Here is a 16,474-nt window from a genome sequence, read left to right as displayed (position 1 = left end):
GGTGCGTGCTAGCTCACCGCCCGACGCGGGCGTGCGTGGTGGCGGTGAGTTACCACGCACGAAGGGCCGCGATGTGCGTGCTCACTCACCGCCCGACGCGGGCGTGCGTGGTGGCGGTGAGCTCCGAATGCCTTCGCGCGCGCTTCCAGCTCCCTGAGCAGCTCGCTCGCTAGCCCTCGCCCCCTCGCTGCGGGTACGACGTACATTCGCTTGAGTTCGATGTCGGCGCCGAGCCGGCGCAGTGATGCGGCGGCTACCGGCCGGCCCGCGTCTTCACCGACGATGGTGACGAGAACGCTTTCCGGATCGATTCCGGCGTCCGGCTCGGGGGCGTCGCCCGGCCTTCCGTAGAGCTCGTTCATCTCAGCCGACAGCTGCGAGCGCAGCGCGACCGCGGCACCGTCATCGAACTCGACTTCTCGCCACACCGTCATGAACTCACCTCGATGACCTTTCACGCCACCACTTCTCCGCCCGGCGGCCATCAACCGATCACCCCGCGTGGCAGTGCGTCATCAACGCTTCACGGTCGGTTTCAGGTTGGCCACGCGCCGCTCGGCGTCACGGACGAGTGGGATGTTCACGCTATGCCGGCGCCACGGCCGAGAGAGGTTGACCCTGCACCGCGACGTCGCGCCACGCGATCAGCCGAGGACGACCTCGACCCGCTGGAACTCCTTGAGATCGGTGTAACCCGTGGTCGCCATCGCGCGCCGCAGTGCACCGATGAGGTTCATCGTGCCGTCGGGAACCGAGGACGGGCCGAACAGCACCTGCTCGAGCGTGCCCACCGTGCCGATGTCGACGCGCTCGCCGCGGGGAAGGTCGGGGTGCCAGGCTTCGGCGCCCCAGTGGTAACCGCGGCCCGGCGCCTCGGCGGCGCGGGCGAACGGCGAACCGATCATCACGGCGTCGGCGCCGCAGGCGATCGCCTTGGCGATGTCGCCACTGCGGCCGATCGAGCCGTCGGCGATGATGTGCACGTACCGGCCGCCGGACTCGTCGAGATAATCGCGGCGCGCGGCCGCGACATCGGCCATCGCCGACGCCATCGGGACCGCGACACCGAGCACGGAGCGGGTCGTGTGCGCCGCTCCCCCGCCGAAGCCGACGAGGACTCCGGCCGCACCGGTGCGCATGAGATGCAGCGCCGCCTGGTGCGTCGCACAACCGCCCACGATGACCGGGACGTCGAGTTCGTAGATGAACTCCTTGAGGTTGAGCGGCTCGGTCTGGCCCGAGACGTGCTCCGCGGAGACGGTGGTGCCGCGGATGACGAACAGGTCGACACCGGCCTCGACGACCGTGTCCGCGAACTGCTTGGTGCGCTGCGGCGAGAGCGCGCCCGCCACCGTCACGCCGGCCTCGCGCATCTGCTGCAGGCGCGCCGTGATGAGCTCGGGTTTGATCGGCTCGCTGTAGATCTCCTGGAGTCGACGCGTGGCACTGGTGCCGTCGATCGTGGCGATCTCCTCGAGCAGCTTCTCGGGGTTCTCATACCGCGTCCACAGGCCCTCGAGGTCAAGCACGCCGAGCCCGCCGAAGCGGCCGAGCGCGATGGCGGTCTCCGGGCTCATGACCGAGTCCATCGGTGCGGCCATGACCGGTAGATCGAAGCGGTACGCGTCGATCTGCCAGTGCGTCGAGACCTCTTCGGGGTCGCGCGTGCGGCGGCTGGGCACGATCGCGATGTCGTCGAAGTGGTACGCCTGCCGCCCTCGCTTGGCCATGCCGATGTCGATGCTCATGCCGTCTCCTGCCCCAGAAACCCGCGATACGCAGGCGACCGCATGATGCCCGGTTGTTGATTCACTCGCTCACGCTCGCTCATGCCCTCAGCCTAGTCGTGCCGACTGTTGCTCAGAGCACGGTGTAGTTGGGTGCTTCGACCGTCATCTGGATGTCGTGCGGATGCGATTCCTTGAGACCCGCCGCCGTGATGCGTACGAAACGACCACGCTCCTGCAGTTCGGCGATGCTGGGGGCACCGACGTAGAACATCGATTGGTGGAGGCCACCGACCAGCTGGTGGGCCACGCTGGCGAGCGGTCCGCGGTAGGCCACACGGCCTTCGATGCCCTCGGGCACGATCTTGTCATCGCTCGTGACGTCCGCCTGGAAGTAGCGGTCCTTGGAGTAGGACTTCTTGCCCCGCGAGGCCATCGCGCCGACCGAGCCCATCCCCCGGTAGGACTTGTACTGCTTGCCGTTGACGAAGATCAGCTCGCCGGGGCTCTCCTCGCACCCGGCGAGGAGCGAGCCGACCATCACGGTGTCGGCCCCGGCGACGAGGGCCTTGGCGATGTCGCCGGAGTACTGCAGGCCGCCGTCGGCGATGAGCGGAACGCCGGCCGGTTTGGTGGCCAGCGACGCCTCGTACACGGCCGAGACCTGCGGCACGCCGACGCCGGCCACGACACGCGTGGTGCAGATCGAGCCCGGCCCGACCCCGACCTTGACGGCATCCACGCCCGCATCGACGAGCGCTTGGGCACCCGCGCGGGTGGCCACATTGCCACCGACGATCTGCACGCGGTCGAACGCCGGATCGGCCTTGAGCTTGCGCACCATCTCCAGCAACGCCTTGGCGTGGCCATGCGCGGTATCGACGACGAGGACGTCCGCCCCCGCTTCCATCAGACGACCGGCGCGCTCGTACGCATCACCGAAGAAGCCGACGGCGGCCCCGACGAGCAGCCGGCCCTCCGCGTCCTTGCTGGCGAGCGGGAACTGCTCGGACTTGACGAAGTCCTTGACCGTGATGAGCCCGGCCAGCCGGCCGTCCTCGTCGACGATCGGAAGTCGCTCGCGCTTGTGGGCGCGCAGCAGCTCCGCGGCGTCCTCGCGGCTGATGCCGACCGGACCGGTGATCAGCGGCATCGGCGTCATGACCTCGCCGACGGTCTTGCGTGACCACTCCGCGACCGGCACGAAACGCAGGTCGCGGTTGGTGATGATGCCCAGGAGCGTGTTGTCGGCGTCGACGACGGGAAGACCCGAGACGCGGTACTCGCCGCAGATCTCGTCGAGTTCCTCGAGCGTCGCTTTGGGAGTGATGGTGACCGGGTTCGGGATCATGCCGGTCTGCGTGCGCTTGACGAGGTCGACCTGGTAGGCCTGATCCTCGATCGACAGGTTGCGGTGCAGGATGCCGATGCCACCCTCGCGCGCCATCGCGATCGCCATGCGCGACTCGGTGACGGTGTCCATGGCACTGGACAGCAACGGGATGCGCAGGCTGATCTCCCGGGTCAGCCGCGCCGAGGTGTCGACCTCGCTGGGGATGACGTCGGTCTCGCCCGGCAGGAGCAGCACGTCGTCGTAGGTGAGCCCGAGGCTCGCGAACTTGTCCGGGATACCGACCTCACTCATGGATCGATTCTACGAGCCGCCACCACAGCGACACACCCCCCGGCCAGCGCTGTGAGCACCAGCACAGTCGTGGCGGTCGCCGGCCAGCCGCCCTGCATCCACGCGATGCCCACCGCGGCGCCGAGGATGCTCGATCCCGCGTAGTACGCCGACACGTAGACACCGCTTGCGAGCGGGCCGAGACCGCGGCCGATCAGCGGCATCCATCCGCTGGCCACGGCGTGGGCGCCGAAGAAGCCGGCCGTCAGCACGACGAGCCCGGCGACCACGAGCCACAGCGTGTCCGGCAGCGTCGCGACGATGCCGAGCGCCATGAGGGCCAGGCACACGGTGATCGCACTGAGCCGGCCGAGGCGATCGGCAGCACGGCCCGCCAGCGCCGAGGTGACGCTGCCGGCCAGGTAGGCGAGGAACACGAGGCCGACGACCGCCGGGGACAGCGAGAACGGCGGGGCCACCAGCCGGTACGTCAGGTAGTTGTACAACGCCACGAAACCGCCCATCAGCAGGAACGGCACGAGCGCGAGTGCCCAGACCTCGGGTCGGAGCCACGCTCGCCGGTCCGGCCGCAGCGGAGGGGGTAGCTGCCGGTGCGTCACCTGGTCGCTGGGCGGGAGCAGCAGGACGAACGCGATCGCGGCCACGCCCGCACACAGGCCGAGCGCGGCGTCCGCCACGCGCCACGAGGCGAACTCCGACACTCCGGAGGTCACCAGACGCCCGAAGACCCCGCCGATGCTATTGCCCGCCACGTACAGGCCCATCGCCTGCCCGAGGCCGGCGGGATGCACTTCGGCGCCGACGTGCCCCATGGCCACGCCGACCAGGCCGGCGAGCGCGAGGCCCAGGATCCCGCGAGCGACGATCAGCAGTTCGAAGGTCGGCATCGCCGTACTGATCAGCTGCGCGACGACGGCGACGACCAGTCCGACCCGCATGACGCGGGCGCGCCCCACTCGTTCTCCGATCCAGGTCGCGACGACGACGGTGACCGCGAGCCCGCCGGTGCCGGCCGAAACGGTGAGCGCGGCAGCAGTGGCCGAGACCTCGAAGGCGTTGCCGATCTGCGGCAGGAGCGGCTGGGTGCTGTAGAGCATGCCGAAGGCGGCGATGCCCGCCATCAGCATGGCCCAGTTGAGCCGTCGATACGCCGCGCTGCCTGGTCGATGGCCTTGCGCAGACGTCACGATCCGAAGGTATCTCGCCTGCCCTGCCGGGCGGTGCCTGGTCAACCTCGCGCCATGGACGAGCGGTGCGTCATCAACGTGGCTGACAACGGCGGTGCCCCATCAACCGGAACGGACTCCGGAACGGTTGGTCACGCACCGCTACACGGACGAAAGGTTGACAACGCACCGCTACACGAGCCGATAGGTTGACGACGCGCCGCTACACGGACCGAAAGGTCGGTGACGCACCGCGCCGCGGCGAGATCAGCGGCGGGAGCGGGCGAGGGTGAGCATCTGGTCGGCGGAGGTGAACTTGACCCGTGGGCGGCCGGCGGCCTGCCCCCGGGATACCTCGGCGTCCTCGATCGCGAGCATCCGACGCCGCGTGACCAGCTCGGGAACGCGGCGGCGCAGCAGCTTACCCAGCGCACGCCGCGAACCTGGCGGCATCCGAAGCCGCCCCGCTGCCCCGTCCTCGAGCATCGTCGCCACCGTCTCGTGGGCGCACACCCGGTTGGTGCCGATGCCGCCGGTGGCACCGCGCTTGATCCAGCCCGTGACGTACGCGCCCGGGACCGGCTTCCCCGTGGCTGGATCGATGACTCGACCCTCCACGTTGGGAACAGTGCTCGTCACCTCGTCGAACGGCAGATCGGGGACGGGCCGCCCACGGTGGCCGGTGGAGCGCACGAGCGTGCCGGCGGGCACCTTGATCGCTTCGTCGGGGCGCCCAGTGGGAGCGATCTGGACGGCCTCGACCCGCTCGTCGCCCTCGACCGAGGTGACCTGACGCCCGAAGGCGAAGACGAGTCGGGCCCCGGGCTCGGGCGGTGCGCTGAGGTCGATGCTGCGTCGCGGCAGCTCGGCCAGCAGCGCCGCCTTACCTCCCGGTTCGGCGGCGTCGAGCGCTTCGTCCGTAGCGTCGTCGCGTGCGACGACCACCTCGATACCCGGCGGCATCATCAGCAGCTCGGGACGCGTGAACGCGGCGACGTCGGGACCGCGCCGCCCCAGCAGCACGACCTCGCGGATCGCGCTGCGACCGATCTCCTCGATCGCCGCCTCGGGCATATCGGTGCGTCGCAGCGCGGCCGGCTCGGACAGCACCAGGCGGGCGATGTCGAGGGCCACGTTCCCGTTGCCGACGATGACCAGCCGTTCGCCCACGAGCCGTACCGCGTCCGACGCCACGTCCAGCGCACCGTTGTACCAGCCCACGACCTCGGGCGCGCCATGCACGCCGCCGAGATCCTCGCCCGGTACGCCGAGTTCACGGTCCAGGCGCGCTCCCACGCCGTAGATCACCGCGTCGTGGAACTGCAGGAGCTCCTCGTGCGTGACGTGGTCGCCGACCTCGACGTTCATGTACATGGACGTGCGCGGGTGCCGATACGCCCAGGAGAACAGGGAGGCGAATCCCTTGGTGTCCGCGTGGTCGGGGGCGACGCCGCCGCGCACGAGTCCGCCGGGAACGGGCGACTTGTCGAGCATCGTGACCGACGCGTCCGTGGACAGCAGCAGATGCCGCGCGGCGTAGGACGCCGCGGGCCCGGTGCCGACCACCGCGATCCGCAGCGGGCGGCCGACCGTCGGGCCCATGTCCTCCCAGGTGTGCTTGGCCGGGGAGGTGCGCTCGGGACGGTCGGCGTAGAAGTCGGCGTTGAGCTGAGCGAAGACCTCCTCGCCGTCACGCAGGATGTCGACCGGCTTCACCGCCGAGACCGGGCAGGCATCGGCACAAGCGCCGCAATCGATGCAGACCTTCGGGTCGACGTACAGGATGTCGGTCGTGCCGAAGTCCGGTTCGTCCGGCGTCGGGTGGATGCAGTCGACCGGACACACCGACACGCACGAGGCGTCGTTGCAGCAGCTCTGCGTGATCGCGTAGGCCATCGGTGACGCTCAGAGCATGTGGACGCTGCGGTACAACCGCATGGCGTACGGCGTCAGCAGGCCGGCCTCGGACAGGAAGTCCATGAGATGGACGCAGCTCATGCGCATGAGGTTGTGATGGTGGGTGTTCGCCTTGGCTTCGGCGACCGCGCGGTCGCGGTCCAGACCGACGTTGGCGTACACCTCGTCGCTGACCATCGACTCGACCACGAACTTGGCGGCCCCGGCGATGAACGTGGCGCTGGCCTTGCGCCGCAGCGGACTGGCGTCCTTGAGGTGCTCGCGGATCTCGTGGCGGGCGAACTTCATGTGCCGCGCCTCCTCCACGACGTGGATCTTGCTCGTCGTGCGCACTTCGTGGAGGACGTTCTCACCACGCATCCAGTCGCGCTGCATGACGTCGAGGATCTCCTCGGCCACGAGGATGCCGCCGTAGGCGATCTCGCCTCCGGCGAGGGTCTTGAGCCCGCGGGCCAGCTCCTGCACGTGGCGCTTCGGCTTGTAGTGCGGGACGCCCATCTTCGTGCACGTCTTGGCGAACATCAGCGAGTGGCGGCACTCGTCGGCGATCTCGGTCAGGGCGAACTGGAACTCCGAGCCCCCGTAGACGCCGCAGTACTGGTCGCGCAGCAGCATCTGCTGGAGGATCATCTCGAACCAGATGCCGGTGCTCATGATCGAGCCGACCTCGTGACGCGTGAGCTCGATGCGCTGCTCCTCGCTCATCTCGTCCCACAGGCGGGTGCCGTACAGCGTCGACCACTCGGGGTTGAGGCCGTACTTGGTGGGGTCGAGCGGGGCCTCCCAGTCGATCTCCTGATCGGGATCGTAGGAGAGCGTCGCGGCCGACTCGAGCAGTCGCTCGAGCGTGCCGTCGGGATCGATCTGCTGGCGGAACTCCACGGCGGTTGCGGTCATCGTGCATCATCCCCTTCGATGTGACACTGCCAATGTAACATCGCTCCTGTCCGCTGTCACGCGTTCCGGGCGGGGTTCACCCGCCGGACTCGACGGCGAGCCGCTCCCCCAATTCACTGCGGAGATAGAGCACGCTGCGGCCGTGGCGCGCCTTGCTCAGCAAGCCGGCGCGGTGCAGCACGCGAAGGTGCTGGTTCACTGCGGAGGTGGTGATACCCAGCCGGATGCCCAATTCGGTGGAGGATGCGGGCTCACCGAGCATGACGAGCAGACCGGCGCGCGGCGCTCCCAGGAGTTCCACGAGTTCGCGATGGCCCCGCCGCGGCCGGGCTTCCCACAACGCCGCCTGGCCGCGGGCCGGGTAGAGAACCTGGGGAGGACCGTCGTCGTCCACCGGTGCCGAGGCGCCGGTGGAGAACAGCGTCGGGACCAGCATCAGACCTTCGGCACCTACCTCGACTCGACGAGCGCGGGGATCTCGCAACGCCACGTGGACCGCGGACCCGCCCCAGGAGATCCGGCCGGGGCTCAACTGCGCGACCATCGTCCCGAGTCCCTCGGTGACGATCACCCGGCCCCGATGCACGATGTCGGCCTCGAGTACCGCTCGCATCCGGTCCCAATACGGCACGAAACAGGCTCCCCACAGACTCCGCAGCGCGGCCAGCATCCGTTCGACCGCGGCGGCGTGGGGTCCCCGATACACGGGCGGCACCGCCCCATGCACCGACCTCAGTCCTGCGCGAAATGTTGCGGCGTCGATACGGCCGAGTGCCTCGAACTCGTCCTCGATTCGGGTCAGGGGCGACGACGGACGCGGGTTGAGGAAGTCAGGCGTCCAGAGGCGCCGGTTCACGAGGCCGGCGAGCGCCCGGCGGTCCAACGACTGGCGAGCGGCCGCGGTGCGCCGGACCCAGGGAAGCTGTAACGGGTAGCGCGACGGATCGACGAAGGTCCGCAGGCTCAGTGAGAGTTCGGTCAGTGGCGACAGCCCGAATCTCACGTCGCCGACGGAGGGCCCGGTGAGCTCGTACGTGAGCATGTAGCTGCATGCTACATCCATTCCCCTGGGCGCTCGGAGCGGGTGGGATCACTGGGTGTCTTCCTCGCTGCGTCACCATCCCGCCTTCGCTCCGCTCGTCACCGCCACTGCCGTCAACTCCCTCGGGCGTGGCATCTCGATCGTGCTTCTCGCGCTGCACCTCGCGTTCACGTTCGACGCACGGCCGGCAGCCGTCGGCGGCGTCCTCACCGTGGCCGGGGCGATCGGCGTGGCAACGAGCATCCTGGCCGGGCGGCTGGCGGACCAGCTCCCTCCGCGGCGCCTTCTTCCTGGCTGTCTCCTCGGCGAAGCGGTGGCCCTCGCGGCGTTGGCGCTCTCCCCCGGCCTTGCCACGGCGACGGTTTCCGCGTGCGTGCTGTTCGGCAGCAACCGCGCTGCCAGCACGGTCCGCAGCACGGTCGTCGGAACCGTCTTCACCGGGGCCGACCGGGTCAACGCGCGCGCCGTACTCCGTGTCACTGTCAACGCCGGTATCGCTGTCGGCAGCTTGGCTGCTGCCATACCGCTCGCCATCGGGTCGGCCGGCGCCTTTCGGACAGCGTTCGTCGTCGCAGCGGCGGCGTATGTCGGCGCTGCCGTGGCCGCCTTGGGACTGCCCGCCGCCACCCAGGAAAACCCCGACTCCGCATTGGTGGCGCGTCGAGGAGGCTCTCCCTGGCGAGACCGTCGCTACGTGACGTTTGCCGTGCTCAATGCCCTCTTCATGCTCCAGTTCGCGGTGTACGAGGTCGCCGTGCCGCTGTGGCTGGTGGACCACACCGAGGTTCCCGCCGCGCTGGTGTCGCCGCTGCTGGTGCTCAACACCGTCGTGGTGGTGACCCTGCAAGTACGGCTCTCGCGTGGCACGGACGACCCCGTCGTCGCCGGCCGTCTCATGGCACGGGCCGGCTGGCTCATGGGGATCGCGAGCCTGGCGTGGGCGGCGGTCGCTCAGGCGCCACTGCTCGTGGCAGTCGTCATCGCGGTGATCGCCGCGAGTGTCCATTCGGTCGCCGAGGTGATCGGCTCCGCGGCCGGCTGGGGGTTGGGGTACGCCTTCGCCGACCATGAGCAGATGGGGGCGTACCAAGGGGTCCTCAACGGCTGCATGTCGGTGTCCTCGATGATCGCTCCCGCCGTGGTGACCGTTCTCGCCGTCGAGGGCGGCGCTCGCGGCTGGGCCGCGCTCGCCGCACTCTTCGTCCTCGCCGGGGTGCTGACTCGCCGACTGGCGACGCGTACCGCACCGCAAGCGGCGTGAGAGCAGAGAGATGGGTCGTGCATCGCCTGGGCGCACTCGATGAGTGGACGACTCGCGCTGCCACCACGGCTACACCGGCGTTAACCGTGCAGCTCTCGCACGTCGACCACCTCGCCGTTGGCCGGTAGCGATCCGCCGAACGTCAGCGGCACGGCGCTGGCGCGCGCGACGTCGCGGTGGTCGATCGCCTGGACGTGGAGGTGGGGTTCGGTGCTGTTGCCGGAGTTCCCGCAGGCACCGAGCACGTCCCCGGCCCGCACCTGCTGACCTTCGTGAACCTGGATGCTGCCCCGGCGCAGATGACAGAGGGCGACGACGATGCCGCCGCAGTCGATCATGACGTGGTTCCGGCGAGTGCGACCCAGCCCGCTGCGGCTCGCCGCCGCTGGGTCAGCGCGTAGCCGATCGAGGGCAGGCCGCGATAGGCCGGATGATCGGGCTCGTCATCGTGCGCGGCGACGACGATGCCTCCGGTAGGCGCCAGGATCGGACGCCCGAAGCCGGGAAATCGGTCGGTGGGCTCGGGCCGCAGGAGCGAACGGACGGTGATCGGGCGGTGCGGCCATGCGCGGCGACCGGCACGAAGTCGATCGCGTAGGACGTGGCGAACGCGCGCGTCCCGTGGCTGGGAACCCGGTTCTCGGGACTGTTCTGGACGAGCCAGCGACCTGCGAACGGATAGGCCAGGTCGATGGAGGCGCTCATGCTGCCACTCCTGACGGCTCGGTGACGGATCGCGACGAGAAGGCTCGCTGCTGGCTCGTGTCCCCATCCTCCCACCGCCCCTCACCGGCACCGCCCACACGACAGCAGGGCCCGGAGCCGAGTGGCTCCGGGCCCTGCTGCGGGACGGGTGACGATCAGTGGTTGTGACCGGTGTGATCGTCGTCCTCGTCGGCCGGCTTGTCCACGACCAGGGTCTCGGTCGTGAGCAGCATGGCGGTGATCGAGGCGGCGTTGGCGAGCGCCGACCGGGTCACCTTGACCGGGTCGAGGATGCCCTGCGCGAGCAGGTCGCCGTACTCGCCGGTGGCCGCGTTGTAGCCCTCGCCGCTCTCGCGGACCTTGGACACCACCACCTCGCCGGGCTGACCGCCGTTGCGGGCGATCCATTCCAGCGGGGCGTCGGCGCCCTTGCGGACGATGCGAACACCCACGGCCTCGTCGCCGGTCAGGCCCAGGTCGTCGCCGAGCACGCTCACGGCGTGGACGAGCGAAGAGCCCCCACCGGGGACGATGCCCTCCTCGATCGCCGCGCGGGTCGCCGAGACGGCGTCCTCGATGCGGTGCTTCTTCTCCTTGAGCTCGACCTCGGTGGCCGCACCCACGCGGATGACGCAGACGCCACCGGCGAGCTTGGCGAGCCGCTCCTGGAGCTTCTCGCGGTCCCACTCGGAGTCGGTGAGCTCGATCTCGGCCTTGATCTGCTGCACGCGGCCATCGACCTCGGCCTGCTCGCCGCCACCGTCGATGATCGTCGTGGCGTCCTTGGTGACGACGACGCGACGCGCGGTGCCCAGCACCTCGAGGCCGACCTGGTCGAGCTTGAGGCCGACGTCGGGGGTGACGACCGTGGCACCGGTGAGCGTCGCGATGTCCTGCAGCATGGCCTTGCGACGGTCGCCGAACGCGGGTGCCTTGACGGCGACCGAGGTGAACGTGCCGCGGATCTTGTTGACGACGATCGTCGAGAGCGCCTCGCCCTCGATGTCCTCAGCGATGATGAACAGCGGCTTGCCGGCCTGGACGACCTTCTCCAACAGCGGCAGCAGCTCGGCGACGGCCGAGATCTTGCCCTGGTTGACGAGGATGTAGGGATCGTCGAGGACGGCCTCCATGCGCTCGGTGTCGGTCACCATGTAGGGCGACAGGTAGCCCTTGTCGAACTGCATGCCCTCGGTGAACTCGAGGTCGGTGCCCATGGTGTTGGACTCCTCGACGGTGATGACACCGTCCTTGCCGACCTTGTCGAAGGCTTCGGCGATGAGCTCACCGATGTGACCGTCGCGCGACGACACGGTGGCGACGGCGGTCATGTCGGCGATGTCGTCGACGTCGCGGGCCGTCTCCAGGAGCTGCTTCGAGACCGCCTCGACGGCTGCCTCGATGCCCTTCTTGAGCCCGACCGGGTTGGCGCCGGCGGCCACGGCGCGCAGGCCCTCGTGCACCATCGCCTGCGCCAGGACGGTGGCAGTCGTGGTGCCGTCACCGGCGACGTCGTTGGTCTTGGTGGCGACTTCCTTGGCGAGCTGAGCGCCGAGGTTCTCGAACGGATCGTCGAGCTCGACCTCACGAGCGACGGAGACGCCGTCGTTGGTGATCGTGGGTGCGCCCCACTTCTTGTCGAGTACGACATAGCGGCCCTTGGGGCCGAGCGTGACTTTGACGGTGTCGGCGAGCTTGTCGACGCCGCGCTCGAGCGCGCGGCGGGCGTCCTCGTCGAATTCCAGGATCTTGGGCATTAAGGGATCAGACCTCTTCGACAGATGGGTTCAACGAAAAATGTGGCCGCCCCGGCGCCGTCGCGGCGCCGGGGCGAGACCTCACGAGACGACCGCGAGGATGTCGCGCGCGGAGAGGATGAGGAACTCCTCGCCGTCGTACTTGACCTCGGTGCCGCCGTACTTGCTGAAGATGACCTTGTCACCGACCTTGACGTCGACCGGGATGCGGTCGTCGCCGTCCTCGTTGAAGCGGCCGGGGCCCACGGCCACGACTTCACCCTCCTGAGGCTTCTCCTTGGCGGTGTCCGGAATCACGAGACCGGATGCGGTGGTCTGCTCGGCCTCGAGCGCCTTGACGACGACCCGATCCTCGAGCGGCTTGATGGTGACCGACACTGGTCGACCTCCCCTTTCGACGGTTACTGCTACGAATTCAGGTATGGCGGTGGCCGCGCCGTCGCGGGGGTCGAGGCCACCGATGAAGCTGGCACTCGGCGAACCGGAGTGCTAATCAGCACGATAGCAAAGCTCTGGCACTCACCCCAAGGGAGTGCTAAAAGTCGGCCGCAGCGCGGCAGCCGACGCCCCCTGCGCCTTTCCTCGGCACAATGGCCAGGTGAATCGCGAGACCTTCGAACGCCTGCTGACCGCTGAAGGTCAGCACCTCCTCGCGGAGGTGCACGACCGGGCCGGTGTCGAGTCTGAGCTCGCCCTCGGCACCCGGCTGCGCGAACGTCACGCCCCGGCCCTCGTGGCGGCCGCGGTCACCCAGTGTCATCTGCGCGGGAGGGCGATCGTCAAGTTCGGGCCCGACGCCGCGGCCCTGTACTTCACGCACGACGCCCTCGAGCAGTCCACCCGCGGCGCCGTCGCCCGGCACCGCGCCGCCCGGCTCGCCGCTTCGGGGGCCGGCGCCGTGATCGATTTGGGATGCGGGATCGGCGGCGATCTCATCGCGTGCGCTCAGGCCGGCCTCCGGGTGCGCGGTGTGGAACTCGACCCCGTCCGCGCGGCGATCGCCCGCGCCAATCTCGCGGCGCTCGGACTTCCCGGTGATGTCGTCGAGGCCGACGCCCTGACGGTGGCACCGCGCTCCGACGAGGTCGTCTTCGTCGATCCGGCCCGCCGCGATGGCCGGGGTCGTGTCACGACCCTTGACGGGCTCGTCCCACCGTGGGACTGGGTGGCGTCGTTGCTCGACGGGCCCGCGGTCGCCAAGCTCATGCCCGGGATCGCGCATTCGGCCATTCCGGCCGGGGTGGAGGCCGAGTGGGTGAGCGACGGGGGCTCCCTCGTCGAAGCATCTCTGTGGGGCGCTCCCTTCGCCCGGACGAGCCGGCGCGCGACGGTGCTCCCATCGGGCGATTCGCTCACGGCACGCGACACCCCAGCGGTGATCGGCGATCCGCGGCGCTATCTCGTGGAGCCCGACGATGCCGTCATCCGGGCCGGGCTCGTGGCCGAGTTGGCCGAGGACCTCGACGGCGCGCTCCTCGACCCGCACATCGCCTACGTCACGACCGACGCGGAACCGCAGGGGTCGCTGGGACGCTGGTTCGAGATCATCGAGGAACTGCCGTTCCGCGAGAAGGCACTGCGCGCGGCCCTTCGCGAGCGCGATCTGGGAACACTCACGGTCAAGAAGCGCGGAGTCGACATCGTGCCCGAGCACCTGATCGCGCGGCTCAAGGCCCGCGGTTCCACCCCTGCCACGCTCGTGCTCACCCGCGTCGACGGTGCCGGCCGTGTCTTCTGGGTGCGCTCCAGCGAGTCCAACCCGTCGTCGTGACCCACATCCGCCGGCTCACTCATCGCGAGCCGCAGCAGGCGTCGGTTGTGCCATGCTTCGGGTCATGGAACCCCTGCGGCGGATCGTCGCCCGGCTGGTCATCGGCGCATTCTCCTTGGCGGCGGCGCTCGGCATCTACGCGCTGCTGAGTCCCGGCCCCTTCGGCTCGCTTCAGGCGGACATCCTGCTGACGACACTGGTCGTCGGTCTCGCTTCCCTGGCGGCCCTCTGCCACCTGACGTCCGCCGCCAGCCCCTGGTGGCCGGTCGGCGCGGTCGCGGCGGCGGTCACGGCGATCCCCGTTCTGATGTCCTTGGCCATGATCTGGTCGGACGTCTCGGGGTCGCAGGCATGGTGGGACGTCTACGGCGTCTCGATCACGTGGGCATTGACCCTGACCCAGCTCAGTCTCCTAGGCGGACTCAGCAGCAGCGCTCGGCGCCGCGTGGACTGGCTCCTCATTGCGACGGCCGTGGTCGCGGTCGCGCTGGCCGCGCTCATCACCGCGCTCGTCCTCAGCGACGGCGGTTTCGACGACGGGGTGATGAGGCTCCTCGGAGTCCTGGCGATCCTCGACACGCTCGGCAGCCTCACGCTGATCGCGCTGCGCGTGTTCGGTGGCCGCGAGGAGGACCAGAACCTGGTGAACGCGCCGCTCACGCTCGACCCCTCTCGCGCGGCTCGCCTGCGTGCCCTCGCGGCCGAGCAGGACGTCTCCGTCGAGGCGATGCTCGACCGGCTCATGGCCCCTGCGTCAGGCCGCGACGATCTGCGTGACCGGCATCCCGGAATCGACCGGTAGGTCCAGCGACGACGGCGCGACGCCGCGAGCGACGAGCTCGGCGCCGAGGGCGGCGACCATCGCGCCGTTGTCCGTGCAGAGCGACGGCGGCGGGATGCGCACCTCGACTCCGGCCGCCTCGGCCCGTTCCAGGATGTAGTGCCGCAGCCGCTGATTGGCCGCCACACCACCGCCGAGGACGAGACGCGGAACGTCGTGGGCCACGCACGCCGCGATGGCCTTCTTGCTCAGGACGTCGCACACGGAGTCCTGGAAGGACGCGGCGATGTCGGGCACTGAGACCTCGCGTCCCATGCGCTGCTCGTGCTGGACGTGACGGGCGACGGCGCTCTTGAGCCCGGAGAAGGAGAAGTCCCACCGGTAGCGCTCGAGGTCGCGACCGGTGGTGAGCCCGCGCGGGAAGTCGACGGCCGTGGGGTCGCCCTCGCGAGCCACACGGTCGATCTGGGGACCGCCGGGATACGGCAGCCCGAGCAGCCGCGCGACCTTGTCGAACGCCTCGCCGGCGGCATCGTCGATCGTGGCCCCGAGCAACGTGATGTCGGTGGCGATGTCGTCGACGAGCAGCAGTTCGGTGTGTCCGCCGCTGACCAGCAGCGCCACCACCCGCTCGCCGAAGCGACCGTGCTCGAGCTGGTCCACCGCCACGTGGGCGGCGAGATGGTTCACGCCGTAGAGCGGCTTGTCGTGGGCGAGGGCGAGCGCCTTCGCCGCGGCGACGCCGACGAGCAGAGCTCCAGTCAGCCCAGGGCCGCAGGTCACGGCGATCGCATCGACCTCGCTGACATCAAGGCCGGCCTGCGCGTAGGCCTGCTCGAGGGTCGGCACCATGGCCTCGAGGTGAGCGCGGCTGGCGACTTCGGGCACGACGCCACCGAATCGCACGTGCTCCTCGACGCTCGAGGCGACGGCATGCGCGAGGACGGTCGTGCCGCGGACGATACCGACACCGGTCTCGTCGCACGAGGACTCGATACCCAGGACCAGCGGTTCGCTCACCGGTCCATTCTGCCAGCCGGCGCGTCAGGCCTCGGGAGTGGAGCGTCGCGCGGCGCGGGCCGCCTTCTCCTCGGCGTCGAGCCGTGCGGCCTCCTCCGGCGTCGGCGCGAGACCCCCGTACCGTGCCGGCGCCCACCACTGACCCTCGGGCGCGATGGGGTACTCGGTGATCGCCTTGTCCAGCAGCGCGCTCATCGCGGCGTGCAACCGCTCGGTCTCGGCGACCGGGTCGGCCCCGTTGACCATGAGCGGTTCGCCCACGTGCAGCGCGATGGTCTTGCCCCTCCCCCACAGATCGCTGGGGTGGTCCTTGGTCTTCAGCAACTGCGTCCCCCAGGTGACCATGGGGATCAGCGGGACGCCGGCCTCGGCGGCGATCCGGACGGCACCGGTCTTGAGTTCCTTGATCTCCATCGAGCGGCTGATCGTGGCCTCGGGGAAGATCCCGACGATCTCGCCAGAGCGCGCATAGTCGACCGCCTGGCGGAAGGAGCCCTCGCCGTTCTCGCGGTCGACCGAGATGTGATGGAACGAGCGCATGAGCGGTCCGGAGACCGGGTGCTCGAACGACTCCTTCTTGGCCATGAAGCGCACGAGCCGGCCGCTGGGTTGCGCGGCGAGCCCGTCGAAGATGAAGTCCACGTAGCTGATGTGATTCGCCGCGAGCACCGCGCCCCCGCGTCGGGGAATGTTCTCCGTGCCGGACATCTGGAATCTCATGCCCACGAGCTTGAACAGCGTCTTGGCCGTGAGGATCACCGGCGGATACGTGAGGTCGCGCATTC

15 protein-coding genes are annotated in these 16,474 nt (G+C 69.5%); 3 read left to right on the top strand and 12 right to left on the bottom strand.

Translation table 11 applies throughout. The features are described from left to right. Positions 1-8: 8 nt before the first annotated feature. From D9V41_RS05640 to D9V41_RS05610, 7 genes are all read right to left on the bottom strand, one after another. Positions 9-434, bottom strand: coding sequence for a GNAT family N-acetyltransferase (locus D9V41_RS05640; RefSeq protein WP_121793562.1), 426 nt, complete (start codon positions 432-434; stop codon positions 9-11). A gap of 210 nt (positions 435-644) precedes the next feature. Continuing rightward, the gene (locus D9V41_RS05635) at positions 645-1,748 is read right to left on the bottom strand and encodes a GuaB3 family IMP dehydrogenase-related protein (RefSeq protein WP_121793561.1); all 1,104 of its coding nucleotides are present in this window, start codon (positions 1,746-1,748) and stop codon (positions 645-647) included. 112 nt (positions 1,749-1,860) lie between these two features. Further along, complete coding sequence (gene guaB / locus D9V41_RS05630) at positions 1,861-3,372, bottom strand: IMP dehydrogenase (protein ID WP_121793560.1); 1,512 nt, start codon at positions 3,370-3,372, stop codon at positions 1,861-1,863. Then, positions 3,369-4,559: an MFS transporter gene (locus D9V41_RS05625; protein WP_133434119.1), complete on the bottom strand. Its 1,191-nt coding sequence runs from the start codon at positions 4,557-4,559 to the stop codon at positions 3,369-3,371. The genes guaB and D9V41_RS05625 overlap by 4 nt, the downstream gene beginning before the upstream one ends. A 246-nt stretch (positions 4,560-4,805) precedes the next feature. Next, positions 4,806-6,434, bottom strand: coding sequence for a 4Fe-4S binding protein (locus D9V41_RS05620; RefSeq protein WP_121793558.1), 1,629 nt, complete (start codon positions 6,432-6,434; stop codon positions 4,806-4,808). Positions 6,435-6,443: 9 nt separating this feature from the next. Next, complete coding sequence (locus D9V41_RS05615; protein ID WP_121793557.1) at positions 6,444-7,352, bottom strand: AurF N-oxygenase family protein; 909 nt, start codon at positions 7,350-7,352, stop codon at positions 6,444-6,446. 76 nt (positions 7,353-7,428) lie between these two features. Further along, positions 7,429-8,394 carry an ArsR/SmtB family transcription factor gene (locus D9V41_RS05610; RefSeq protein ID WP_121793556.1) on the bottom strand — a complete coding sequence of 322 codons (966 nt, stop codon included), beginning with the start codon at positions 8,392-8,394 and terminating at the stop codon, positions 7,429-7,431. Between the two features lie 55 nt (positions 8,395-8,449). Between D9V41_RS05610 and D9V41_RS05605 the strand changes: the two genes are divergently transcribed. Continuing rightward, positions 8,450-9,655 carry an MFS transporter gene (locus tag D9V41_RS05605; protein WP_166375929.1) on the top strand — a complete coding sequence of 402 codons (1,206 nt, stop codon included), beginning with the start codon at positions 8,450-8,452 and terminating at the stop codon, positions 9,653-9,655. An 80-nt stretch (positions 9,656-9,735) separates the two neighbouring features. On the opposite strand, the gene D9V41_RS18295 is transcribed toward D9V41_RS05605, so the two are convergent. The 3 genes from D9V41_RS18295 to groES all read right to left on the bottom strand — a co-directional run bounded on the left by D9V41_RS18295 (position 9,736) and on the right by groES (position 12,495). Continuing rightward, positions 9,736-9,993, bottom strand: a complete 258-nt coding sequence (locus D9V41_RS18295; RefSeq protein ID WP_208006756.1) for a M23 family metallopeptidase — start codon at positions 9,991-9,993, stop codon at positions 9,736-9,738. A gap of 522 nt (positions 9,994-10,515) precedes the next feature. Further along, on the bottom strand, positions 10,516-12,117 hold the full coding sequence (gene groL, locus D9V41_RS05595) for a chaperonin GroEL (RefSeq protein WP_121793554.1): 1,602 nt from the start codon (positions 12,115-12,117) through the stop codon (positions 10,516-10,518). A gap of 81 nt (positions 12,118-12,198) precedes the next feature. Beyond that, a complete protein-coding gene (gene groES, locus D9V41_RS05590) occupies positions 12,199-12,495 on the bottom strand; it encodes a co-chaperone GroES (protein WP_121793553.1) in 297 nt (98 codons plus the stop codon). 220 nt (positions 12,496-12,715) lie between these two features. Between groES and D9V41_RS05585 the strand changes: the two genes are divergently transcribed. Continuing rightward, positions 12,716-13,888, top strand: a complete 1,173-nt coding sequence (locus tag D9V41_RS05585; RefSeq protein ID WP_121793552.1) for a class I SAM-dependent methyltransferase — start codon at positions 12,716-12,718, stop codon at positions 13,886-13,888. A 64-nt stretch (positions 13,889-13,952) separates the two neighbouring features. Further along, complete coding sequence (locus tag D9V41_RS05580) at positions 13,953-14,690, top strand: hypothetical protein (RefSeq protein ID WP_133434118.1); 738 nt, start codon at positions 13,953-13,955, stop codon at positions 14,688-14,690. On the opposite strand, the gene tsaD is transcribed toward D9V41_RS05580, so the two are convergent. Continuing rightward, the gene (gene tsaD, locus D9V41_RS05575; protein WP_121793550.1) at positions 14,643-15,689 is read right to left on the bottom strand and encodes a tRNA (adenosine(37)-N6)-threonylcarbamoyltransferase complex transferase subunit TsaD; all 1,047 of its coding nucleotides are present in this window, start codon (positions 15,687-15,689) and stop codon (positions 14,643-14,645) included. The two genes, D9V41_RS05580 and tsaD, sit on opposite strands and share 48 nt — an antisense overlap. Before the next feature lie 24 nt (positions 15,690-15,713). Then, positions 15,714-16,472, bottom strand: a complete 759-nt coding sequence (locus tag D9V41_RS05570) for a lysophospholipid acyltransferase family protein (RefSeq protein ID WP_121793549.1) — start codon at positions 16,470-16,472, stop codon at positions 15,714-15,716. Between the last annotated feature and the right edge of the window lie 2 nt (positions 16,473-16,474).

The sequence above is a fragment of the Aeromicrobium phragmitis genome (assembly GCF_003674095.1).
Classification (GTDB): domain Bacteria; phylum Actinomycetota; class Actinomycetes; order Propionibacteriales; family Nocardioidaceae; genus Aeromicrobium; species Aeromicrobium phragmitis.
Note: the sequence above shows the minus strand (reverse complement) of the source record. Positions and strands in the feature narration are given on the sequence as shown.

Coding starts and splice junctions, on each gene's coding strand:
- D9V41_RS05640 (WP_121793562.1), bottom strand. CDS start 434: ATGACGGTGTGGCGAGAAGTCGAGTTCGATGACGGTGCCGCGGTCGCG.
- D9V41_RS05635 (WP_121793561.1), bottom strand. CDS start 1,748: ATGAGCATCGACATCGGCATGGCCAAGCGAGGGCGGCAGGCGTACCAC.
- guaB (WP_121793560.1), bottom strand. CDS start 3,372: ATGAGTGAGGTCGGTATCCCGGACAAGTTCGCGAGCCTCGGGCTCACC.
- D9V41_RS05620 (WP_121793558.1), bottom strand. CDS start 6,434: ATGGCCTACGCGATCACGCAGAGCTGCTGCAACGACGCCTCGTGCGTG.
- D9V41_RS05615 (WP_121793557.1), bottom strand. CDS start 7,352: ATGACCGCAACCGCCGTGGAGTTCCGCCAGCAGATCGATCCCGACGGC.
- D9V41_RS05610 (WP_121793556.1), bottom strand. CDS start 8,394: ATGCTCACGTACGAGCTCACCGGGCCCTCCGTCGGCGACGTGAGATTC.
- D9V41_RS18295 (WP_208006756.1), bottom strand. CDS start 9,993: ATGATCGACTGCGGCGGCATCGTCGTCGCCCTCTGTCATCTGCGCCGG.
- groL (WP_121793554.1), bottom strand. CDS start 12,117: ATGCCCAAGATCCTGGAATTCGACGAGGACGCCCGCCGCGCGCTCGAG.
- D9V41_RS05580 (WP_133434118.1), top strand. CDS start 13,953: ATGGAACCCCTGCGGCGGATCGTCGCCCGGCTGGTCATCGGCGCATTC.
- D9V41_RS05570 (WP_121793549.1), bottom strand. CDS start 16,472: ATGCGCGACCTCACGTATCCGCCGGTGATCCTCACGGCCAAGACGCTG.